This is a genomic window from Bradyrhizobium sp. ARR65, assembly GCF_000472385.1.
Classification (GTDB): Bacteria; Pseudomonadota; Alphaproteobacteria; order Rhizobiales; family Xanthobacteraceae; genus Bradyrhizobium.
Genome location: NZ_AWZU01000002.1, coordinates 228,989 through 252,813, shown reverse-complemented (window position 1 = coordinate 252,813; position 23,825 = coordinate 228,989). Strand labels below are relative to the sequence as shown.

At 63.3% G+C, this 23,825-nt stretch carries 16 protein-coding genes; 14 read left to right on the top strand and 2 right to left on the bottom strand.

What is annotated here, in order from left to right; genetic code table 11:
* Window positions 1-2: 2 nt before the first annotated feature.
* Window positions 3-1,316 carry a cation:dicarboxylate symporter family transporter gene (locus F758_RS0103840; RefSeq protein ID WP_024506610.1) on the bottom strand — a complete coding sequence of 438 codons (1,314 nt, stop codon included), beginning with the start codon at window positions 1,314-1,316 and terminating at the stop codon, window positions 3-5.
* 134 nt (window positions 1,317-1,450) lie between these two features.
* Between F758_RS0103840 and F758_RS0103835 the strand changes: the two genes are divergently transcribed.
* The 14 genes from F758_RS0103835 (at window position 1,451) to F758_RS0103770 (ending at window position 22,628) form a co-directional block, all read left to right on the top strand.
* Window positions 1,451-2,419 (top strand): LysR family transcriptional regulator, encoded by a 969-nt coding sequence (locus F758_RS0103835; RefSeq protein ID WP_024506609.1) that lies wholly within the window; start codon window positions 1,451-1,453, stop codon window positions 2,417-2,419.
* A gap of 210 nt (window positions 2,420-2,629) precedes the next feature.
* Window positions 2,630-3,922, top strand: a complete 1,293-nt coding sequence (locus F758_RS0103830) for an MdtA/MuxA family multidrug efflux RND transporter periplasmic adaptor subunit (protein WP_024506608.1) — start codon at window positions 2,630-2,632, stop codon at window positions 3,920-3,922.
* Complete coding sequence (locus F758_RS0103825) at window positions 3,919-7,026, top strand: MdtB/MuxB family multidrug efflux RND transporter permease subunit (RefSeq protein ID WP_024506607.1); 3,108 nt, start codon at window positions 3,919-3,921, stop codon at window positions 7,024-7,026. The genes F758_RS0103830 and F758_RS0103825 overlap by 4 nt, the downstream gene beginning before the upstream one ends.
* A gap of 3 nt (window positions 7,027-7,029) precedes the next feature.
* Entirely contained in the window at window positions 7,030-10,317 is a 3,288-nt protein-coding gene (locus F758_RS0103820) for an efflux RND transporter permease subunit (protein WP_024506606.1), read from the top strand.
* Window positions 10,318-11,853, top strand: coding sequence for an efflux transporter outer membrane subunit (locus F758_RS0103815; protein WP_024506605.1), 1,536 nt, complete (start codon window positions 10,318-10,320; stop codon window positions 11,851-11,853). It abuts the gene before it with no gap.
* A 3-nt stretch (window positions 11,854-11,856) separates the two neighbouring features.
* Window positions 11,857-12,168 carry a hypothetical protein gene (locus tag F758_RS0103810; protein ID WP_024506604.1) on the top strand — a complete coding sequence of 104 codons (312 nt, stop codon included), beginning with the start codon at window positions 11,857-11,859 and terminating at the stop codon, window positions 12,166-12,168.
* A complete protein-coding gene (locus F758_RS43260; RefSeq protein ID WP_051386650.1) occupies window positions 12,165-12,572 on the top strand; it encodes a BA14K family protein in 408 nt (135 codons plus the stop codon). The genes F758_RS0103810 and F758_RS43260 overlap by 4 nt, the downstream gene beginning before the upstream one ends.
* Before the next feature lie 154 nt (window positions 12,573-12,726).
* On the top strand, window positions 12,727-14,067 hold the full coding sequence (locus F758_RS0103800; protein WP_024506602.1) for an MFS transporter: 1,341 nt from the start codon (window positions 12,727-12,729) through the stop codon (window positions 14,065-14,067).
* Window positions 14,068-14,189: 122 nt separating this feature from the next.
* On the top strand, window positions 14,190-15,095 hold the full coding sequence (locus F758_RS0103795) for a LysR family transcriptional regulator (protein ID WP_024506601.1): 906 nt from the start codon (window positions 14,190-14,192) through the stop codon (window positions 15,093-15,095).
* Window positions 15,096-15,228: 133 nt separating this feature from the next.
* Window positions 15,229-16,173, top strand: coding sequence for a 5-dehydro-4-deoxyglucarate dehydratase (gene kdgD, locus F758_RS0103790; protein ID WP_024506600.1), 945 nt, complete (start codon window positions 15,229-15,231; stop codon window positions 16,171-16,173).
* 33 nt (window positions 16,174-16,206) lie between these two features.
* Window positions 16,207-17,562, top strand: coding sequence for a glucarate dehydratase (gene gudD / locus F758_RS0103785; RefSeq protein WP_024506599.1), 1,356 nt, complete (start codon window positions 16,207-16,209; stop codon window positions 17,560-17,562).
* Between the two features lie 22 nt (window positions 17,563-17,584).
* Window positions 17,585-19,033, top strand: coding sequence for an aldehyde dehydrogenase family protein (locus tag F758_RS0103780; protein WP_024506598.1), 1,449 nt, complete (start codon window positions 17,585-17,587; stop codon window positions 19,031-19,033).
* A 27-nt stretch (window positions 19,034-19,060) separates the two neighbouring features.
* Complete coding sequence (garD, locus tag F758_RS0103775; RefSeq protein ID WP_024506597.1) at window positions 19,061-20,602, top strand: galactarate dehydratase; 1,542 nt, start codon at window positions 19,061-19,063, stop codon at window positions 20,600-20,602.
* Between the two features lie 634 nt (window positions 20,603-21,236).
* Window positions 21,237-22,628: a tyrosine-type recombinase/integrase gene (locus tag F758_RS0103770; RefSeq protein WP_024506596.1), complete on the top strand. Its 1,392-nt coding sequence runs from the start codon at window positions 21,237-21,239 to the stop codon at window positions 22,626-22,628.
* A gap of 200 nt (window positions 22,629-22,828) precedes the next feature.
* Here F758_RS0103770 and F758_RS0103765 read toward each other — a convergent pair whose 3' ends face one another.
* The gene (locus tag F758_RS0103765; protein WP_024506595.1) at window positions 22,829-23,692 is read right to left on the bottom strand and encodes a hypothetical protein; all 864 of its coding nucleotides are present in this window, start codon (window positions 23,690-23,692) and stop codon (window positions 22,829-22,831) included.
* Window positions 23,693-23,825: the final 133 nt, after the last annotated feature.

Here is a 23,825-nt window from a genome sequence, read left to right as displayed (position 1 = left end):
CTTCACTTTGCGGTCAGGGTTTGGGTGATGGATGGGGTCCAGGCGCGCGAATCGAACTCGCCGTCCCATTTAGCGACGACGATCGCGGCCACGGCGTTACCGATCGTGTTCGTGATGGCCCGCGCCAACGACATGAAGCGGTCGATACCGAGCAGCAGCGCCAGCCCCTCCGCCGGAAGGCCGGCGGCAATCACGGTCGCGGCGAGCGCGGCGAATGCGCCGCCGGTCACCCCGGCCGCGCCCTTGCTGGTGAAGAGCATCACGACGAACAGGCTGAGCTGCTGTGCCGTGGTCATCTCGATGCCGTAGACCTGCGCAACGAAGATAGTGCTGAGCGGCAGTGTCAGCGCCACGCCATCAAGGTTGAAGGAATAACCGGAGGGAATAACCAGACCTGCGACGGCCCGGCCGACCCCCGCGGCCGGCAGTTTCTCCATCATGCCGGGAATGGCGGTCTCCGACGAGGACGTACCCAGCACAACCAGGAGCTCGGTGCGCAGCATGCGAAGCAGATCCATCAGGCGAATGCCGACAAACCGGCAGATCGCGCCGAGCACGACAAAGATGAAGAACGCCATCATCGCCCAGGCGGTGCCGACCAGGAGCGCCAGCGCATAGAGCGTGGCGACGCCGAATTTCGCCACCGTAAAGGCCATGGCGCCGAAAGCGCCGATCGGCGCCAGCGCGACGACGACATGCACCACGCTGAACACGAGCTCGGTGACCCGCTCCATGGCGCCGCGCAACGCCGTGCCGCGTTCGCCGAGCAGCAGCAGTCCGATTCCGCACAATAGCGCCAGCACCAGAACCTGCAGCACGTCGCCATTGGCGAAAGCGCCGACAAAGCTGTCCGGTACCATGTGCTGGAGATAAGCCGACACTGACCCGACATGCGCCTGCGCATAACGCGACACCGTCTCCGCTTGTTGGGCGCTCGCCGGCGCGACGCCCGCACCGGGCCGCACCCAGTGCACGACCAGGAGGCTGAATAGCAGGCACAGCGTGGTGACGGCTTCGAAATAGACGAAGGCCTTGAGCCCGATGCGCCCCACCGCGCGCATGTCGCCGACCTGCGCTATGCCCGTGACCACCACCAGGAAGATCAGCGGCGCGATGGTCATCTTGATCAGTGAAATGAAGGTGTCACCGAGCGGCTTGAAATCAACCGCGATCGAGGGAAACAGCGCGCCCGCGAGCGCACCAAGCGCGGCGCCCGCCGCGACAAGGACGTATTGCTCACGCCAGAACGGCCTGCGGCGCCGCGCTGTGGCCGCAGTGGCAACGGATGGAGAGAGCGAAGTCGCGGCAATCTGCAATGGATATCCTCCCGGAGCGACGCGCCCGAGCGGGGCATCTGTTGTTCTTTTGGCTTTTCGGCGGATTTACATTGAACCAGCAAGGCGGCGGGCGCTAATGCCGTATCGGCATGAATTAAGGACAAAAAATCATCATGGACCTGGTCTGGCTGGAGGATTTCCTGGCGATCGCTGAGGATGGCGGGTTCTCCCGCGCCGCCGAGCGCCGCCATGTCACCCAGCCAGCGCTGAGTCGCCGCATCCGGGCACTGGAAGATTGGCTGGGAGCGCCGCTGTTCGAGCGAAGCTCGCATACGCTCACGCTCACGCCGGCGGGCAAGACCTTCCGCTCAGTGGCAGAGGACGTGTTGCGCCGTGTCGTGGCCGGCCGCGAAGAAGCGCTGGAGGTTGCCCGCCTCAAGGCCGAAACCATTCATTTCGCGGCAACCCACGCGCTGTCGCAGACTTTCTTTCCCGACTGGATTCGCCGGGCTGACAGCGCAAGGGCCGGCGCGGGCGTACAGTTGGTGGCGGCCAATTTCGCCGCTTGCGAGAAGCTGCTGCTGGATGCGCGGGTGCATTTCCTGCTTTCCCATCACCATCCGGCGCTGGCGAGCCGGCTCGACACCGATCGTTTTCAGCGCCTCGAATTGGGCAGCGACCTGCTTGTGCCTGTCACTGCGCCCGCGGCAGTCTCGGCGCTGCGCGGCACACGCCGGAGAAAAGCAGCGCCGCGCCATGCGCTGCCCGGCACGCAAGCCGCGCCGCTGCCCTATCTTGCCTACCATCCTGGCTCGGGCATCGGCCGTATCGTCAGCGCGGTGCTCGCCGGCAGGGAGCCAGCCGCTTGGCTGGTGCCGAGCTTTGCCGCGCCTGTCATGCTGCTGATCGACATGGCGCGCGAAGGAAGAGGCGTCACGTGGGCACCGCGCAGCTTGGTCGAGAACGATCTTGCCGAAGGACGGCTCCTGCGTGCGGGGACGGAAGATTGGGATATCGCGATCAGCATCTGCCTGTTCCGCGCGCGGGCTCGCATGACGAATGCCGCAGAGACTTTTTGGAACGCGATGCGCAAGGCGAAATTGGGGAAGAAGGCGCACGCCCCCTTGTCACGCCCGCGCTGATGGCGCGCCGCGCCTCTCGGCCTAAAGTCGTGGCGGATTTGCCGCAATCGCGCAGATTCCGTGACAAAAGCCCAATTCTTTCAGAAAGTTAATGGGACAATTCGGAACGGAACCGTTCAAAATATGGTGGTTCGGAATGTCCCAGCGGTAGCGGAACGGATAAGCTATAGGGACGCCACCCGATCCCTTAGCCCCGTGTGACGCAGGTTCATGGACAAGCCGCTCAAGCCGCCGATCAAAGCCCCTCCGACCGAAGCGTCGCCTCCGAAGCCGCGATCTCGCTGGAGGTTCAGCCTCACGGTGATCATCGTGTTGCTGGTCGTCGCCGGCATCGTCTGGTGGACCAGGCACGGAACGGCGCCCGAGCCGCAAGGCCGAGCCGGTTTCGGCCGGAATGCGCCACCAATGTCCGTCGCCGACGAGGTCATCGGTAAGGGCGACATCAAACTTACCCTCAACGCGCTGGGCACGGTCACCTCGCTCGCCACCGTCACCATCAGGAGCCAGATCAGCGGCTATCTGATGAAAATCGATTTCAAGGAAGGCGACGAGGTCAAGAAAGGCGACCTCCTCGCGGAAATCGATTCGCGCCCCTACGAGGCGGCGCTTGCGCAAGCCAAGGGCCAGCTTGCGCGCGATGAAGCGCTGTTGAAGGGAGCGCAGGTCGATTTGCAACGCTACCAGGGGCTCGCCGCGCAGAACGCGGTGCCGCATCAGACGCTGGACACGCAAATCGCCTTGGTGGCCCAGGACCAGGGCACGGTCGAAGCCGATCGCGCGGCGGTGAAATCGGCGGAAGTCAATCTGAACTACACCAGGATCGTGTCCCCGGTCGACGGCCGCGTCGGCTTGCGTCAGGTGGATCAGGGCAACTACGTGACCCCAGGGGATACCAACGGCATCGTCGTGGTGACGCAACTTGCGCCGATCAGCGTGCTGTTCACCGTGCCCGAGGACAATTTGCAGGCGATTGCAAAACGCCTGCAAAGCGGCGCGGTTCTGCCGGTATCCGCACTCGACCGCGGCGGCGCCAACAAGCTAGCGGACGGCACGCTGCAGACCTTCGACAGCCAGATCGATCAAACCACCGGCACGATCAAGCTGCGCGCACAGTTTCCTAACGATCAGCGCACGCTTTATCCCAACCAGTTTGTCAATGTCCGCCTGCTGCTGGACACGCATAAGGACGTGACCACCATGTCCACCGCGGGCATCCAGCGCGGCGTGCCCGGCACATTCGTCTATCTGATCAACCCCGACAGCACCGTCTCGGTGCGTCAGGTGCAACTCGGCGTCACCGATGGCGACCGCGTGGAAGTGCTCTCGGGCCTCAATCCAGGCGATCGCGTCGTGATCGACGGGGCCGACAAGCTGCGCGATGGCGCCAAAATCGTCTTGCGCCAGTCCTTCGAGACCAACAATCCACCGGGCGCCGCAGCGCCCAGCCAGAACAGCCCCAATCCTGCGAAGAAACGGCGTTCGGAGGGTGCACCGAAGCAATGAACCCGTCGCAGCCATTTATCTTACGGCCGGTAGCGACGACGCTGCTGATGATCGCCATCATGCTATCGGGCATGCTGGCGTTCAAATTTCTTCCTGTGGCTGCGCTGCCCGAAGTGGATTACCCGACAATCCAGGTGCAGACCTTTTATCCGGGCGCCAGCCCCGATGTGATGACCTCCTCCATCACAGCACCGCTGGAAGTGCAATTCGGGCAGATGCCGAATCTCAACCAGATGAGTTCGGTCAGTTCCGCCGGCGCGTCGGTCATTACACTGCAATTTGGCTTGAGCATTTCGCTCGATATCGCCGAACAGGAGGTGCAGGCCGCGATCAATGCCGCAGGCAATCTGCTCCCCTCCGACCTGCCCGCACCGCCGATCTACGCCAAGGTGAACCCCGCTGACGCGCCGATCCTGACGCTCGGGTTGACGTCGAAGACGATGCCGCTGACGCAGGTCGAGGACTTCGCCGATACGCGCCTTGCGCAAAAAATCTCCCAGCTTCCCGGCGTCGGTCTCGTCAGCATCAGTGGCGGCCAGCGCCCAGCGGTGCGGATTCGTGCCGACATCCGCAAGCTCGCGGCCTACGGCCTCAACATCGACGATCTGCGCACCACCCTCGGCAACGCCAATGTCAATACACCCAAAGGCAATTTCGACGGCTCGATGCGGGCCTATACGATCAACGCCAACGACCAGATCCGCAACGCCGCCGACTACAAATCCCTGATCGTTGCCTACAAGAACGGCTCGCCGGTTCGCCTAAGCGATGTGGGCGACGTCATCGACGCCGCGCAGAACGACAAGCTCGGGGCCTGGATGAACGAAACGCCGGCCGTCATCCTGAACATCCAGCGCCAGCCGGGCGCCAACGTGATTTCGGTCGTCGACGGCATCAAGGCGCTGTTGCCGCAGCTCCAGGCGACGCTTCCCGCCGCCATAGACCTCAATGTCCTGACCGACCGCACAATCACCATTCGCGCTTCCGTCAAGGACGTCGAATACGAGCTCTCGCTCGCCGTGATCCTGGTCGTGCTGGTGATCTTCGTGTTCCTGCGCTCAACGCGCGCAACCCTGATCCCGAGCCTGTCGGTGCCGCTGTCCCTCGTCGGCACACTGGGCGTCATGTACCTTTGCGGCTTCAGCCTCAATAACCTCTCGCTGATGGCGCTGACCATCGCGACCGGTTTCGTGGTCGACGACGCGATCGTGGTGATCGAAAACATCTCCCGCTACATCGAAGAGGGCGATTCGCCATTGCAGGCGGCGCTGCGCGGCTCCGAGCAGATCGGCTTCACGATCATCTCGCTGACGGTGTCGCTGATCGCCGTGCTGATTCCGCTCCTGTTCATGGGCGACGTGGTCGGCCGGCTGTTCCGCGAATTTGCCATCACGCTCTCGGTGACCATCCTCATCTCAGCGATTGTCTCGCTGACGCTGGTGCCGATGGCCTGCGCCAAGCTGTTGAAGCCGGAAAGCGAGACTCGCGAGAACGCTTTCCAGCGCTTCAACCGCGAGGCGTTCGACCGCGTCATTGCGCTTTACGGGCATATGCTGAACTGGGTGCTCGACCGCCAGACCTTTGTGCTGTTGATCGCACTGGCGACTTTCGCTCTCACCGCCTTCCTCTACATCGTCATCCCCAAGGGCTTCTTTCCGCTGCAGGACTCCGGCGTCATCCAGGCGATTTCGGAAGCACCACAGTCGGTGTCTTACGCCGCGATGGCGGAGCGGCAGCAGCAGCTCGCCAGCATCATCCTGAAAGACCCGGAGGTCGACAGCCTGTCCTCGTTCATCGGCGTCGATGGCACCAACACCACGCTCAATAGCGGCCGCATCCTGATCAATCTGAAGCCGCACGATCAGCGCAAGTCCGATATTGCCACGATCATGCAGCGTATCAAGGATGCGACGTCGCACCTGACCGGCATCACGCTTTATATGCAGCCGGTGCAGGACCTGACCATCGAGGGCACCGTCAGTCGCACGCAATACCAGTTCATCCTGCAGGACGCCGATCCCGCGGAGCTTGCCGAATGGACGCCGAAGCTCGTCGATAAGCTCCGAACCTTACCGCAATTCGCCGAGGTCACGACCGACAGCGCCCAGCAAGGACTTGCGGTCTATGTCGATATCGATCGCGACCAGGCAGCGCGCTTTGGCATCACGCCTGCGACCATCGATAACGCGCTCTATGATTCCTATGGCCAGCGTATCGTCTCGACCATCTTCACCAACTCGAACCAGTATCGCGTGATCCTCGAAGCGGACCCGAGCCTGCAGAACTCGCTGCGATCGCTGGGCGACATCTACCTGCCATCTTCCGTGAGCAGCACGCCGGTTCCCCTGATGGCGATGGCCAAGATCCGCGAGACGACCGCGCCGCTGCAGATTTCCCATCTTGGTCAGTTTCCATCCGCCGCGGTGTCATTCAACCTGTCGCCGGGCGCTTCGCTGGGCGAAGCGGTAACAGCCATCAAGCAGGCGCAACTCGACATTGGCCAGCCGCTGGGCGTGATCACGAGCTTCCAAGGCGCGGCTCTGGCCTTCCAAGCTTCGCTCTCCAATCAGCTATTCCTGATCCTGGCGGCGATCGTCACCGTCTATATCGTGTTGGGCGTGCTCTATGAGAGCTTCATCCACCCGATCACCATTCTCTCCACACTGCCCTCGGCCGGTATCGGCGCGCTCTTGGCGCTGATGCTGGGCGGCCACGATCTGACCATCGTCGCCATCATCGGCATCATTCTCTTGATCGGCATCGTCAAGAAGAACGCGATCATGATGATCGACTTCGCGCTCGACGCCGAGCGTAATGAGGGGCTGTCACCGCGTGACGCCATCTACCAGGCCTGCTTGTTGCGGTTCAGGCCGATCCTGATGACCACGATGGCGGCGGTGCTGGGCGCACTGCCACTGATGCTCGGCACCGGCGCGGGCTCGGAACTGCGACATCCGCTCGGCATTTCGATTGTCGGCGGCCTGCTGCTGAGTCAGCTTCTGACCCTCTTCACCACGCCCGTTATTTATCTCTGGTTCGATCGGCTGGCGCTGCGGTTCACCGGGCGTCCGCACAGCCTCGGCCAGGTCGGAGGGACGCGCTGAGCCATGGGTCCGTCCACACCCTTTATTCGCCGACCGGTCGCAACGACCTTGCTGACCTTCGGACTGGCCGCAGCGGGCGCGATCGCCTTCTTCAAGCTGCCGGTCTCGCCGCTGCCGCAGGTGGATTTTCCAACCATCCTGGTGCAGGCGACGCTGCCGGGCGCAAGCCCGCAGGACGTCGCGACCACAGTGGCTAGCCCGCTCGAGCGCCATCTCGGACAGATCGCCGACGTCACCGAGATGACGTCGCAGAGCTCGGTCGGCACCACGCGCATCGTGCTGCAGTTCGGGCTTAACCGCGACATCAACGGCGCCGCCCGCGACGTGCAGGCCGCGATCAACGCGGCCCGCGCGGACCTGCCGACCAGCCTGCGGACCAATCCGACCTACCGCAAGGTCAATCCCGCCGACGCACCGATCCTGGTCATGACGCTGACCTCGGATACCCTGACCCGCGGCGAGATCTACGACGCCGCCTCCACGGTGCTGGCGCAAAAGCTGTCGCAGGTCGAAGGCATCGGCGAGGTGGTGGTCGGCGGCGGCTCGCTGCCGGCAGTCAGGGTCGATCTGATCCCGCAGGCCCTCTATAAATATGGGATCGGGCTTGAGGATGTCCGTGCGGCGCTCGGCAGCGCCAACGCGCACAGCCCCAAGGGCGGCATCGATGTCGGCGATCAACGCTATCAGATCTACGCCAACGACCAGGCCAACAAGGCCAAGGACTACCAGTCGCTGATCGTCGCCTACCGCAACGGCGCGCCGGTGCATCTGTCCGATGTCGGCGAGGTCACAGATGGCGTGGAAAACATCCGCAATGCCGGCCTCGCAAACGGCAAGCCGGCGGTACTGATTATCCTATATCGGCAGCCAGGCGCCAACATCATTTCCACCGTCGACGCGGTGAAGGCGCTGATGCCGACGCTGCGCGCCTCGGTTTCACCCGCGATCGACATGTCGCTGGGGGTCGACCGCTCGACCACGATCCGGACCTCGCTGCATGATGTGGAGCGGACGCTGATCCTTGCCGTCATGCTGGTGATCATCGTGGTGTTCGCGTTCCTGCGCAACATGCGTGCCACCTTCATTCCCGTGGTCGCCGTGTCGGTGTCGCTGGTCGCCACCTTCGCGGTCATGTACCTGATGGGCTACAGCCTGGACAATCTGTCGCTGATGGCGCTGACGGTTGCGACCGGATTTGTCGTCGACGATGCCATCGTCGTGCTCGAAAACGTCACCCGCTACATCGAGGACGGATTGTCGCCGCTGGAGGCCGCGCTGAAGGGCGCCAACGAGGTCGGCTTCACCGTGCTCTCGATGAGCATTTCGCTGATTGCCGTGTTCATCCCGATCCTGTTGATGGGAGGCATCGTCGGCCGCCTGTTCCGCGAATTCGCGATGGTCATTTCGATCTCGATCCTGATTTCGCTGGCGATCTCGCTGTCGACCACGCCGATGATGTGTTCGGTGCTGCTTCGACCGCTTTCAGCCGAACGACGCGGCTGGTTCTACCGCACGAGCGAGCGCTTCTTCGAGGCGATGCTCGGCTTTTATCGGCGCACGCTGACCTCCGCGCTGGAGCATCCGCGTTCGATGATTCTGATCCTGCTCGCGGTGTTCGGACTGAACTTCTATCTCTACGGCGTCATTCCGAAAGGCTTCTTCCCGCAGCAGGACACCGGACGAATCGTCGGCTTCATCCAGGCCGATCAGAGCATTTCATTTCAGCTCATGCAGCAGAAGCTGACGCAATTCGTCGACATCATCAAGAAGGATCCGGCGGTCGAAACCGCCGTCGGTTTCACCGGCGGCGGGTCGACCAATTCCGGCTTCATGTTCGTCTCGCTCTATCCGAGCGATCAACGCAAGATTTCCGCCGACGGGGTGATCGCGCGCCTGCGGCATCAGCTCGCTGCAGTACCGGGCGCAACGCTGTTCCTGCAATCGGTGCAGGACATTCGCGTCGGCGGCCGGGCCAGCAATGCGCAATTCCAATACACGCTGCAGAGCCCCACACTGGAAGAGCTGAACGAGTGGACACCGAAGATCGTGGCCGCGCTACAGCATGAGCCCAATCTCGCCGACGTCAACAGCGATCAGCAGAACAAGGGTCTCGAATCGGACGTGGTGATTGATCGCGACGCCGCGGCGCGGCTCGGGATTACCGTGAGCCAGATCGACAACACGCTCTACGACGCCTTCGGCCAGCGTCAGGTCTCCACCATCTATGTCGCGCGCAACCAGTACCACGTCATCATGGAGGTCGCGCCGCGTTATTGGCAAAATCCGGAGACGCTGAAGGACGTCTATATCAGCACGTCCGGTGGCTCGGTCGGCGGTTCGCAGGCAACCAATGCCGTCGCCGGGACCGTTGTCTCCGGAGGCAAGACCTTTTCCGCAAACTCCGCCAACGCTCAGGCCGCGCGCAATCAGGCAACCAACTCGATCGGCGCGACCGGCAAGGGCGTCGCCTCCACGGGCTCCGCCGTAAGCACCAGCCAGGAGACCATGATCCCCCTCTCTGCCGTCGCGCATTTCGCGAATGGCGCAACGCCACTCTCCGTCAACCATCAGGGGCTTCTTGTCGCCAACACCATTTCGTTCAATCTGCCGGCGAACGTCTCGCTGAGCACGGCGATCGCGACGATCGAAGCCACCATGAACCGGATCGGCGTACCCGCCACAGTCCACGGCACGTTCCAGGGCACCGCCAAGGCCTTCCAGGATTCGATCAGCAATCAACCCTACCTGATCCTCGCGGCGCTGGTGACGATCTACATCGTGCTCGGCGTCCTCTACGAGAGCTACGTGCATCCGCTGACCATCCTCTCGACCCTGCCCTCTGCCGGCGTCGGCGCGCTCCTGGCACTGATGGCCTTCAAGACCGAGTTCAGCATCATGGCGCTGATCGGCGTCATCCTGCTGATCGGGATCGTCAAGAAGAACGCGATCATGATGATCGACTTTGCGCTGGACGCCGAACGCAGACGCGGGCTTGCGCCGATCGAGGCGATTCGCGAGGCCTGCCTCCTTCGCTTCCGCCCGATCATGATGACGACCATGGCCGCCATGCTCGGCGCGGTGCCGCTGGCGCTCGGCGTCGGCGACGGCGGCGAGCTGCGCCAGCCGCTGGGCATCTCCATCGTCGGCGGTCTCGCCCTGAGCCAGATACTCACACTTTATTCCACGCCTGTGATCTATTTGTATCTGGACAGGTTCCGCCTCTGGAGCCAACGTCGCCGGGGCGACGCGGCGCCCTACACGCCCGGGCCTTCACTGCAGCCAGGCGAGTAAATGCCAAGACCCGTGCCAATTCGAGCCGTTCACCGCACCAGCAAGCTTATCCGGCGTACGCCTGCGGACGGCGGCCGCAAGCTGCGCGCGGTGTCTGCGCTCTTTGCGCTGGTGATCAGCCCGGGATTGTCGGGCTGCATTCTTGGCCTCGAGCGACCCGAGCTCAATCTCGAAGTCCCCGCGAACTATCGCGCGGCGCCCAAGGCCAATGCCGATGCTTCGGTGCCGGCGCTCGACTGGTGGCGCGGATTTCGCTCAGCCGAGCTGACCTCGTTGATGGATGATGCGCAGATCCACAATCTCGACATCGCGGTCGCGATCGCGCAGATCGTTCAGGCCGACGCCCAGGTCGGCGTTTCCGGCGCGGCGCTTCTGCCGACCGTGAGCGGCAGCGCAAGTGCCGAGCGCCAGCATTTCGGTTCGACCAGCCGCTCCGCTTCCAGCTTGAGCGGCAGCACATTCAGCGGCAGCGGCTCCTCGACATTCTCCACGTTCTCGACCAGCCTGACGGCGAGCTACATTCTCGACTTCTGGGGCAAGAACCGCGCGACACTCGCCGCGTCCGAGGAAAGCGCGACCGCGTCGCGCTACAACCGCGAAGTCGTCACGCTCACCACCATGGCGAGCGTCGCCAACACCTATTTCACAGTTCTCGCCGCGCAGGACCAATTGCGCGTCACCCGACAGAATTTGGCTGCGGCCGAGCGGATTCTGAACCTCGTCAAGACCCAGTTTGCCGGCGGCACGGCCTCGCAGCTCGACGTCTCGCAACAGGAAGCACTCGTCGCGACCGAGCGCGCGGCCATCCCGCCGCTCGAAGTCACGCGCGACCAGAACATCGCCGCGCTTGCGCTCCTGGTCGGCCGCGCGCCTGCGAACTTCACGGTACGCGGCGGCACCACCAGCCGGATCGCGGTGCCGCGGGTCACGCCCGGACTGCCGTCGGAACTGTTGTATCAGCGGCCGGATATCCGTCAGGCCGAGGCGACGCTTGCCGCCTCCAATTTCAGTGTCGAAGCCGCGCGCGCCGCGTTCTTTCCGCAGATCCAGTTGACCGGCACGACCGGGTTGCAGAGCACCGCGCTCGCCTCGCTGTTCACGCCGGGCGCGTGGTTCTACACGATGACCGCGAGCCTGACGCAGCCGCTCTTCGACGGCTTCCTGCTGGAGAGCCAGTTGAAGCAGGCGAAGGGCGTGCAGCTTCAGGACCTGCAGACCTATCGCAAAACCGTGCTTTCGGCCTTCTCCGACGTCGAGAAGGCGCTGATCGGATTGCAGAAGTTCACGCTGCAGGAGCGCCTGCAGAACGACGTGGTGGCGGCTTCGCAGAAGGCCTTTGAGGTCGCGGAAACCCAGTTGCGCGGAGGCACCATCAACCTCATCACCGTGTTGCAGGCCGAACAGACGCTGTTCACCGCGCAAAACAACCTGATCCAAATCCGCCTGAACAAGCTCCTGGCGGCAAGCAGTCTGTTCCAGGCGCTCGGCGGTGGATGGACGCCGCAAGGCACGCTGGCCTCGGCCGCGGTGGAGTAAGCGATGCGCGCACGCTCTTCTTTCTCGATCCTGCTTGCGCTGGGCCTCGGCCTCGCGCCCGCCTTTGGCCAGACCACCTTCGTTGTGCCGGCGAATGGAGTGCCGCTCCACTTCGGCATGACGGCAGAGGAGGTATCGCAAGCGCTGGGCGTGCCGCTGAATTACGTTCGCGGCCGCCCGGGCGACGAGCTGTTGCTCGCGATCCCCAACGTCAAAGGCAGCGCATTGTCCATCCGCAGCGACGGGCTTTACCTGCAGTTTCGCAAGTGGCGGCTCACGGGATGGAAAGGCGATTGGGGGACGATCCGGCCATGAAGCAGAAGCGCGCGGCGACGATGACTGGCTTGAGGAGGGCGGCACTTCTACTGCTCGCGAGTTTCGTCTTTGCCACGCCGGCTCTTGCCGGCGACTATTACGGCCCTCGCCCGCTCCGCTACGGTGTGACAAGCCCGTGGTGGACGTTTGACGCCCGCAATGACAACCGCGACTTTCCGACCAACGGCGGCTTCCCCGGCAATTTTGCCGCCAATCCGCCGCTCGCCTCGATCGGCGCCGCCGGCTTTCTGGAGAGCAATCCTTACCGCTCTCCCCGACCCTATCCGTCGCAGGTCTATTTCGGCCCCCCGACCGACCACACTTATTGCGCCCGACACTACCGCTCCTACGATCCCGTCTCCGGCACCTATCTCGGCAAGGACGGCATGCGGCATCGCTGCTGATAGCCGCAGCCGCGGTTTCGCGGCGACAGCCCACGCGCGCGCATCGACCCACGATCAATCCAAAAACGGTATCGATCAATACCCGCTTCGGCTTGGACCCTCCTTACGCATCTCTCTAGGAAACATCCGGAGGAAAGTTTTCGAGGAGGTGCGCATGAGCGCAATCGTGTCCGCCGTGACAGAGGCCAGGCGGTCTCGCGTCAGGCTGTTTATCGTGACCATGTTGTTCCTGGTCACCACAGTCAATTATGCCGATCGCGCGACGCTGTCGATCGCAGGACCGGCGCTTTCCAAGGAACTTCATCTCGATCCGGTCGCCATGGGTTACGTGTTCTCGGCGTTCGGCTGGTCCTATGTGATTGCGCAGGTGCCGGGCGGCTGGCTGCTCGACCGCTTCGGCTCCCGCTGGGTTTATGCGATCAGCATCATTGCCTGGTCGCTGGTGACGATGCTGCAGGGCTGGGTTGGCTTTCTGAGCGCGGGGCCCGCGATCGCTGCACTGTTTGCCTTGCGCTTCCTGGTGGGCTTCGCCGAAGCGCCGTCTTTCCCCGCCAATGCGCGCATCGTCGCGGCGTGGTTTCCCGGCAATGAGCGCGGCACGGCGTCCGCCTTCTTCAACTCCGGGCAGTATTTCGCGACCGTTCTGTTCGCGCCGCTGATGGGCTGGATCGCGCATGAGTTCGGCTGGCGCTACGTGTTCGATGTCATGGGCGCGCTCGGTCTCCTCATGGGCCTCATCTGGATCAAGACGATGTACGGCCCGAAAGACCACCCGGCGATCAACGAGGCCGAATTCGACTACATCAAGGAGGGTGGCGCCCTCGTTGATCTGGACGGCCCGAATGATGCGCGCGCAGCGGAGAGCGGGCCGAAATGGGATCATTTGCGGCAGTTGCTCTCCAACCGCATGCTGCTCGGCGTCTATATCGGCCAGTACTGCATCACCACGCTGACCTATTTCTTCCTGACCTGGTTTCCGGTTTATCTCGTCAAGGAGCGCGGGCTCTCGATCCTGCAGGCGGGCTTTGTCGCCACGCTGCCGGCGCTGAGCGGCTTCATCGGCGGCGTGCTGGGCGGGATCATCTCCGACGCGCTGCTGCGCAAGACACAGTCCCTGACGCTGGCGCGCAAGATCCCGATCGTCGGCGGAATGCTGCTGTCGATGTCGATCATCGCCTGCAACTACGTCGACGGTCAGGCCCTGGTGGTCGGCCTGATGGCGCTCGCCTTCTTCGGCAAGGGCATCGGCGCGCTCGGCTGGGCGGTGGTTTCCGACACCTCGCCCAAGGAAGCCGGCGGCTTGTCGGGCGGGCTCTTCAATACCTTCGGCAACATGGCCGGCATCACTACGCCGATCGTGATCGGCTACATCGTGGCGGGGACCGGCTCCTTCAACGGCGCGCTCGTCTTCGTCGGGTTGAATGCGCTCGTTGCGGCGGCGGCGTACCTCTTCATCGTCGGCAAGATCGAACGGGTGCATTTGCGGCGGTCCTGAGGGCGTGGCCTCCTTCCCGTGCAAGAATGGGCGGCGGCGGCTTCGGCCGCCGTCTTTGTTTTGGGCGGACATCGATGCTAGAAGTGGCATTTCAACGCCCCGTCTATTCCGGACGCGCATCGATGTTCGACCTCAACCAGCTCCGTTGCTTTGTCACGGTGGCGGAAGAACTGCATTTCGGCAGGGCGGCGGCGCGGCTCAACATGACCCAGCCGCCGCTCAGCCGGCAGATCCAGGTGCTCGAACACATCATCGACGCGCCGCTGCTCGAGCGCACCAGCCGCTCGGTGCGGCTGACGCCTGCCGGGCGCAGCTTCCTGCCCGAGGCGCGGCGGATATTGAAGCTTGCCGAGAGCGCATCCCAGGTCGCCCATCGCATCGCCATGGGCAAGACCGGCTCGCTCAAGATCGGCTTTACCGCCGCCGCGGCTTATGGCTTTCTGCCTGAATTGATTGCCGCGTGCCGGGCAAAACTGCCGGAGATCGACTTCTCGCTGAAGGAAATGGTTTCCGGCGATCAGCTCGAGGCGCTCGCCTCCGGGCAGATCGATGCCGGGCTGTTGCGGCCGCCGATCGCGCGTCCCGACCTCGCAAGCCGCCGCGTGCTGGCCGAGCCGCTGCTCGCAGCGATCCCGAAAAAGCATCCCCTGGCAACCGCCGAGGCGCTCTCGATCAAGGATTTCGACAGCCAGCCCTTCATCATGTACTCGCCCTACGAGGCGCGCTACTTCCACGATCTCCTGGTGTCGCAGTTTTCGCGCGCGGAGATCCTGCCGCGTTACGTCCAGCATCTCAGCCAAATCCATTCCATTCTCGCCATGGTGCGCGCAGGCCTTGGCGTTACCATCGTTCCGGCCGCCGCGGCGAGCCTGAAGATCGCTGACGTCAAGCTGCGCCCGCTCAAGCTGCGCACGCAGAATCCGGTCGAACTGTTCCTGGTCTGGCCGCGCGAGCACGAAAATCCGCTGCTGCCCGCGCTGGTCGACATCGCAAGCGGCATCGCGGCCTCGGGCACGCCGAAGGACTGACGATCGATGCTGATCACGCATCGTTCGATACCGTCATTGGCTTGGACGCGCATTGAATCGTTCCTTTAGAAAACCGGTGGGACGCGAGGCCGTCAGCACCGCCCGCGTCGTTCCCCGAACCAGGAGTGGCGCGATGAGCAAGATGACCCCGCAGGAGATGGCCGCGAGAATCGGCGGCGGCCTCCTGTCCTTCCCCGTGACCCCGTTCAAGGCGGATTTTTCCTTTGACGAAGCGACCTATCGCGCGAACATGGACTGGCTCTGCGGCTACGATGTCGCCGGCCTGTTCGCGGCCGGCGGCACGGGAGAGTTCTTTTCGCTCACCCCGGCCGAAGTGCCGCAGGTGGTCGCGGTCGCCGTCGACGAGACCAAGGGCCGCGTGCCCGTGCTTGCAGGCGCGGGTTACGGTACCGCGACCGCGCGCGAGATCGCCGTCAGTGTGGAAAAGGCCGGCGCGGACGGCCTGTTGCTGCTGCCGCCCTATCTCACCCATTCCGAGCAGGAGGGCCTCGCCGCCCATGTCGAGGCGGTCTGCGCCGCGACAAAACTCGGCGTCATCGTCTATAACCGCGACAATGCCATCCTGCAGCCCGACACGCTGGCGCGGCTGTGCGAGCGATGCCCCAACCTCGTCGGCTACAAGGATGGTATCGGCGACATCGAATTGATGACGCGGGTCTACACCAAGCTCGGCGACCGCCTTACCTATATCGGTGGCTTGCCGACCGCCGAGACCTTTGCCCTGCCCTATCTCGACATGGGCGTCACCACCTACTCCTCGGCCGTCTTCAACTTCGTGCCGGAATTCGCCACAAATTTCTACGCCGCCGTGCGGCGGCGCGACCATCGGACCATCCATGCAGGATTGAAGGATTTCATTCTGCCGCTGGTCGCGATACGTAACCGCAAGAAGGGCTACGCCGTCTCGATCATCAAGGCCGGAATGAAGGTGATCGGCCGCTATTCCGGACCTGTCCGCCCGCCGCTGACGGATCTGACGGAGCAGGAACTGGCCGAACTGGCCGCGCTGGTGGAGAGGCTGCCCGCGACCAAATCGGCGATGCAGGCTGCAGAATAAATCGCCGCGAGCTGCGGCCAACGGGAGGAGCAGATGGTGGCGCAAGCGATCAGCGCCGGGCTTTCGGGCGCACCGGTCGTCACGGAGATGCAGGTGATCCCGGTCGCGGGACGCGACAGCATGCTCCTCAATTTGAGCGGCGCGCATGCGCCGTTCTTCACCCGCAACATCGTCATACTTACTGACAATGCCGGCCATACTGGTGTTGGCGAGGTGCCGGGCGGCGAGAAGATCCGGCAGACGCTGGAGGATGCCCGCGATCTCGTCGTGGGCGAGACGATCGGCGCCTGCAACAACATCCTCGCTGCGATCCGCACCAAGTTCGCCGATCGCGATGCGGGCGGCCGCGGCAAGCAGACCTTCGATTTGCGCGTCACGATCCATGCGGTGACGGCGGTAGAATCCGCGCTGCTCGATCTGCTCGGCCAGCATCTTGGGCTTCCCGTCGCAGCCCTGCTCGGCGAAGGCCAGCAGCGCGCAAGCGTCGAGACGCTGGGCTACCCCTTCTTTGTCGGTGATCGCCGCAAGACCAATCTTCCCTATGTCGCGGGCGAAGACGAGAGGATCGATTGGTTCCGGCTGCGCCATCAGGAGGCGATGACGCCGGGGGCTATCGTCCGGCTCGCCGAGGCGACGCATGATCATTACGGTTTTGCGGATTTCAAACTGAAGGGCGGCGTGCTGCGCGGCGAACAGGAGATCGAGGCTGTCACTGCGATCGCCAAGCGGTTTCCGACCGCGCGCGTGACGCTCGATCCGAACGGCGCCTGGCCTCTCGATGAAGCGATCCGGCTGTGCAAGGACATGCACGGCATCCTCGCTTACGCGGAAGACCCCTGCGGCGCCGAGGCCGGCTTTTCGGGCCGCGAGATCATGGCGGAGTTCCGCCGCGCCACCGGCCTGCCGACGGCGACCAACATGATTGCCACCGACTGGCGCCAGTTGTCGCATGCCTTGCGGCTTGGCGCCGTGGACATCCCGCTGGCCGATCCCCATTTCTGGACCATGCAGGGTTCGGTGCGCGTGGCGCAGACCTGCCGCGACAACGGCCTGACCTGGGGCTCGCATTCGAACAATCACTTCGATATTTCGTTGGCGATGTTCACCCATGTCGGCGCGGCGGCACCGGGCAAGGTGACGGCGATCGATACGCATTGGATCTGGCAGGACGGCCAGGCGCTCACCAAGGAGCCGCTCAAGATCAAGGGCGGCAAGATTGCCGTTCCCGACCGGCCCGGTCTCGGCATCGAGATCGACCATAGCGCGATCGAAGCCGCCAATGCGCTGTATAAGAAGCATGGGCTTGGCGGGCGCGACGATGCGATCGCCATGCAATTCCTCATCCCCGGCTGGACCTTTGACGACAAGCGTCCTTGCCTCGTACGATGAGAAACAGACTCCGGAGGAACACATGTCAGCAGTCCTGAAGAATTTTGTCGGTGGTGAATGGGTGGATGGCACCGCCATCACCAAGAACATCAATCCCTCGAACACCAACGATCTCGTCGGCGAATATGCCCGCGCCGACCGGGCGCAGACCGAAAAGGCGATCGCCGCGGCGAAGGCCGCCTTCCCCGCCTGGTCGCGCTCGACGCCGCAGGAGCGCTATGACGCGCTGAACAAGATTTCGACCGAAATCCTCGCCCGCAAGGAAGAGCTCGGCCGCCTGCTCTCGCGCGAAGAAGGCAAGACGCTGCCTGAAGGCATCGGCGAGGCCGCACGTGCCGGGCAAATCTTCGCGTTCTTTGCCGGCGAAGCGCTGCGGCTGTTCGGAGAGAAAGGCCCCTCCGTCCGTCCCAATCTCGAGGTCGAGATGACGCGCGAGCCGCTCGGCGTGGTCGGCCTGATCACGCCCTGGAATTTCCCGATCGCGATCCCTGCCTGGAAGATCGCGCCCGCGCTGTGCTACGGCAACACCGTCGTGTTCAAGCCGGCCGAGCTGGTCCCGGGCTCGGCGCACGCGCTCTCCGAGATCATCGCGCGCTCGGGCCTGCCGGCCGGCGTGTTCAACCTCGTGGTCGGCTCCGGCTCGGTCGTCGGCCAGACGATGCTGGAACATCCCGATGTCGCGGCGATCTCGTTCACCGGCTCCGTCGCGACGGGCCGCAACATCGCGAAGGCCTGCGTCGCTTCCTCCAACATGAAGAAATTCCAGCTCGAGATGGGCGGCAAAAATCCGCTGGTCGTGCTCGACGACGCCGACCTGAAGGTCGCCGTCGAAGCCGCCACCAACGGCGCCTATTTCTCCACCGGCCAGCGCTGCACCGCGTCCTCGCGGCTGATCGTGACCGAAGGCATTCACGACCGCTTTGTCGAGGCGATGACCGAGCGCTTGAAGGGCCTGCAGGTGGACGATGCGCTGAAGCCCGGCGTGCATGTCGGCCCGGTGGTCGATCAGAACCAGCTCGACCAGGACCTGCGTTATCTCAAGATCGGCAAGGACGAAGGCGCCAAGCTTTATTGGGGCGGCGAGCTGCTGAACCGCGAGACACCCGGCTTCTATCTGCAGCCGGCGCTGTTCACCGAAGTCAAGAACTCCATGCGCATCGCGCGCGAGGAGATTTTTGGCCCCGTCGCTGCCGTCATTCGCGCCAAGAATTATGACGAGGCGCTTGCGATCGCCAACGATACCGATTTCGGGCTTGCGTCGGGCATCTGCACCAGCAGCCTGAAATACGCCTCCCACTTCAAGCGCAACAGCGAGGCCGGCATGGTGATGGTCAACCTGCCGACCGCCGGGGTCGATTATCACGTGCCCTTCGGCGGCCGCAAAGGCTCGAGCTATGGCGCGCGCGAACAGGGCGCCTATGCCAAGGAGTTCTATACCACGGTCAAGACCGCCTACACCTATCCGGTCTGAACGGGCGTCCTTCGAAAGGGAGCGCGCATGAAACATTCGCCCATCGCGGCCGAACAGCCCCGCTACATCAAGCTCAACGCGCGCGACAATGTCGCGATCGTTGTCAACGATTTCGGCCTGCCCGCGGGATCGCGCTTCCCTTGCGGGCTCACGCTGAAGAGCTTCGTGCCGCAGGGCCACAAGACCGCGCTGGTCGATATCGCGCAAGATGCGCCCATCCTGCGCTATGGCGAGATCATCGGCTATGCCGCCTCGACGATCAGCGCCGGCGAATGGGTCGATGAGGCGCGTATCCGCATGCCGGAAGCGCCCTCGCTCGACAATCTCGAGATCGCGACCGCCGTGCCGGAGCCACTGCCGCCGCTCGAAGGCTATACCTTCGAAGGCTATCGCAATCCGGACGGCTCGGTCGGCACCAAAAACATCCTCGGCATCTCGACGTCGGTGCAATGCGTGGCCGGCACGCTGGGATATGCGGTCAAGCGCATCCGCGCCGAGCTCCTGCCCAAATATTCCAATGTCGACGACGTGGTCGCGCTGACGCATGCTTACGGGTGCGGCGTCGCCATCACCGCGCCAGACGCCGTCGTGCCGATCCGCACGCTGCAAAACCTCGCGCTCAACCCGAACTTCGGCGGGGAGGTGATGGTGGTCGGACTCGGTTGCGAAAAACTCGCGCCCGAACGCCTGCTGCCCGAGGGCGTCGACAACTCCATCGTCCGCATGCAGGACGAAGCCTTCGAGGGCTTCGGCGCCATCGTCGATGGCATCATGAAAATGGCGGATGCACGGCTTGCGGTACTCAACCAGCGCCGACGCGAGACCTGCCCGGCCTCCGATCTCGTGATCGGCCTGCAATGCGGCGGCAGTGATGCCTTCTCGGGCGTGACCGCCAATCCCGCCGTCGGCTTCGCGGCCGATCTCCTGGTGCGTGCCGGCGCCACAGTGATGTTCTCCGAGGTCACGGAAGTGCGCGATGCCATCCAGCTTCTGACGCGCCGCGCCGCCAACGAGGAGGTCGGCCGCGCGCTGGTGCGCGAGATGGCGTGGTACGATGCCTATCTCGCCCGCGGCGGCAGCGACCGCAGCGCCAACACGACGCCCGGCAACAAGAAGGGCGGGCTCGCCAACATCGTCGAGAAATCGCTCGGCTCGATCATCAAGTCGGGTTCGAGCCCGATCGCCGGCGTACTGGCGCCCGGCGAGAAGGCGCGGCAGAAGGGCATGCTGTTTGCGGCCACGCCCGCTTCGGACTTCATCTGCGGCACGCTGCAACTTGCCTCCGGCATGACGCTGCAGGTGTTCACGACCGGCCGCGGGACGCCTTACGGATTGCAGGCGGCGCCTGTCATCAAGGTGGCCACTCGCAGCGAATTGGCGCGGCGCTGGAAGGACCTGATCGATTTCGACGCGGGGCGGATCGCGACGGGCGAAATGACCATCGAGGACGCGGGCTGGGAATTGTTCCGCCTGATCCTCGACGTCGCCAGCGGACGGACCGAGGTCTGGTCGGATCGCTGGGGCATTCACAACGACCTCACGCTGTTCAATCCCGCGCCGGTGACGTGATCGGCCCTCTCCCCGCCCCGCTTGCATGCAATCCAATATTCCAAAGACGTCGGCGCTTGGTTGAGGAGCCGCCGCGTACCGGATGCCTCGCAGACGCGGGGCATGATGACGGAGAGGCATGACATCGCATTCTCGCGGCGCCTTTCGCCCGAGTTCTGTCATCGAGTCACCCTCTTCAGAGAACAGAGGGCGCAGGGAAGGCCGGGTGCCCGCCGCACCCGCGGCCCCGTGTGCAAAAAATTGCGCAAAAGCGCACACGGGTGATAACCACAGGTACAGCCGGGATCACGCCGGCCTTCCCTGCGCAGTGGTTTTACGGCTTACTTCGCGCTCTCCCCGGTGAGCCGGACTTTGTTGTCACCGTCGTCAGCGAAATGCGCAAAGCGCATCGTCGCCAACTTAGCGCCAGCCTTGGGGCGCCAGGACCACACGACTATATTTTGGTCTTCGGTGAAACACGCCGAAACTAAAGAAATCCTTATAAAACAAGCACTTTTTGACTACGCTGATGCAGCCTGTTTCTGCGGGTTTCGCCAAATCTAGGGCCCGGCCCTAAGCCTTTCAGTCCCCTCCAAGACACTGAAAGCCCCAAAGCCGAGCCCCTTTGGTCTCAACCCTTAGTAGCCGAAACCGAATGAATACTAGCATCACCAACGAACCCGCTGGCAAGCGCATGCGCCGTGGCAGCGTGATCCTGACCGACCGCCTTTGCGAAAAGCGGGTCGCCAAGCGGGTCAAGTTCTACGACCGCAAATGCCCTGGCCTCTACGTCAGCATCACCACGGCGGGCGTGGCGACCTTTTCGTTCAAGTTCACCGACCCTGAGACCGGCAAACAGCGCACTGGCTGGCTCGGCGTCCATAACCCGGAAACCTTCACGGTCGAGGATGCCCGCAGCAAGGTCTATGGCCTGAGGGGCACAGGTGCTTCGGCAATCGCCGAGACGTTCCGCGACCGGAAAGTGCGGCAGGCGAAGCGGGGCAAGACCGTCGATGAGATCATCGAGGAGCGGATCGCGTGGATGAACACGCCGGTCCGGAAGCCGGACGGCGAAATGCGGCCCCGGATCGAGACGTGGGAGAACGTCGCCAGCCACTTGCGGCGCTTTATCAGCCCACGGCTCGGCAAGAAGATCGCCAGCGAAGTCACCAAGCACGATATTGCCACGCTGTCGAACGACATCGTTGCAGGGAAGCTCGGCGTTCCTTCGGTCGCCAATGCCCGCCACATGCGGCGCGCCGCCTCGGGCCTGTTCAACTGGGCGGCGGAGGCGGGCCGCGACTATGTAACCGCCAGCCCGTGCGTCAACCTGCCGAAGCTCGACCCGGAGCATCCGCGCACGCGCGTCCTGACTGAGGATGAGATCAGGACCTTCTGGCACGGTCTCGACCGTGACGACCTGCCGTGGGATCGCAGGACCCGCCTCGCGCTCAAGTTCGAGTTGGTCACGATGCTGCGCTCCAACGAACTGCTTAGCGCACACCGGGAGGAACTGTTCGACCTCGACGGCGAGCACCCGCGATTTGATGTCCCGCTCAAGCGCGTCAAGAAACGGCGCGTGATCCAGCAGCCGCTGTCCGATCTGGCGGTGGAGATCATCCGGGAAGCCCTGACCAGCGACGAGCAGCAGTACGTCTTTGCCAGCCCGCTCGGTGATCAGCCCATGAACCGCAAGGTCATGGCGACCGCGCTGCGCGGCACCAAGCGCAAGAACGGCAAGGTGAAGACCCCCGGCATCTGCGAGCTGCTTGGTCTCAAGCCGTTCACACCGCACGACCTGCGCCGGACGGCGGCGACCTTGGCGGGCGACCTCGGCTTCGATGATGCGTGGATCGCCAAATGCCTCGATCACGCCGCGAGCAAGAAGTCGGAGCAGATCGTGCCGACTGTCACCGGCAAGGTCTACAATCACTCGAAGCGAATGAAGGAAAAGCGCGCGGTGTTGGACGGCGTCGCGGCGGAGCTTCGGCGGATTATCGGCCAGCCCATGGCGCAGGCCGAAACCGGATTGCGTCTGGTCGCCTGACCAACAGCCCGACCCCCATCTCTTGTGGGTCGGGCTATTCGGTGCTGTCCGGCTGTGGCGCAACCATCTTTGTATAAAGGTCAACTCTAGCAATCACCGTGGGGGTCTCATCGTTGCAGCCTTTCGCGACCGGATTTCAGCTTAAGTAGTACTAGGATGATCTTGTGAAGTACTTTGCCGCGAACCGGCTCACTCTTGGTCTACTGCTTCGCCATATCGGCCAGCACTCTCCCATACACCTCTCTGGCTTTACGCTGATAGCCGTCCAAATCACCTTTGCCGTAGTCGTCGAGGTAAATGGCGGCTTCAGTACTGTAGCCGCCCTTCGCGACACACCCGGCATATAACCCCAGAATTTCTTGAGCGAACCTACGCGTAATCTCTAACTCGCGTTCATCGAGCCACTCGCCTTCCCTCGGCGTTTCCCTCTCCAACTCAGATTTCAGATCGTAGGTATTGAGCCTCTCGAACGGGTTCTGCCCTGCCTCGCGTTGGTGCCACTTTGCATATCCTGCGGAATGGCTCTCTCTCGCTTGAACGTACTCCGGCTTTTCGGATCTAGCCCGTTCGACGAGCGCGGAATACCGGAGCGCCGAATAGGCCTGAAGCGTGCGGGAGAACACCTGGTAAAGATCAAATCCAATGATCCGCACCACCGGCCTTACGATGTCTTCCCTCTCTTCTGGCGTCAGGTTCAAATCCGCGAGCTGCTTGTCGATCTCCTCCAACTGCGCTTGCTTATCCCGTCCGGAGGGAGAGGCCATTCGATTGCCCCACGCAGCCTGATGGTAGGCTGACTTGGCGCTGTTAATCGAAATTCTTCTAAGCTGTCTGATAACCGCCTGCGCTTGATCTAACTGCTCCCGAAGTTCGACTTGCACTTCCCAGACCTTGAACGTCTTTACCTGCGACAGGAACAGGAAGACCCCGCAGATAATGAACGTCACGCCCAAAGCAGTCGCCGACCCGACTTTCCCGCTCCAGCCCTGGAATACGCAAAGGAGGAGCGCCACCACACCCAGCGCGAAGCAGACAAAGACGAATATCTCCCGAAGCTTTTCCATGTCCCCGTCAATCACCTTAAGGCCTCGCCTATAAAAAAGCCGAGACCCAGTCCCGGCTATCAACAAGTAACATCTCAATTCTCGGTTTGGAAGACACCATCACTCCGCTACAACGGGAGCGCGAAAGCTGATA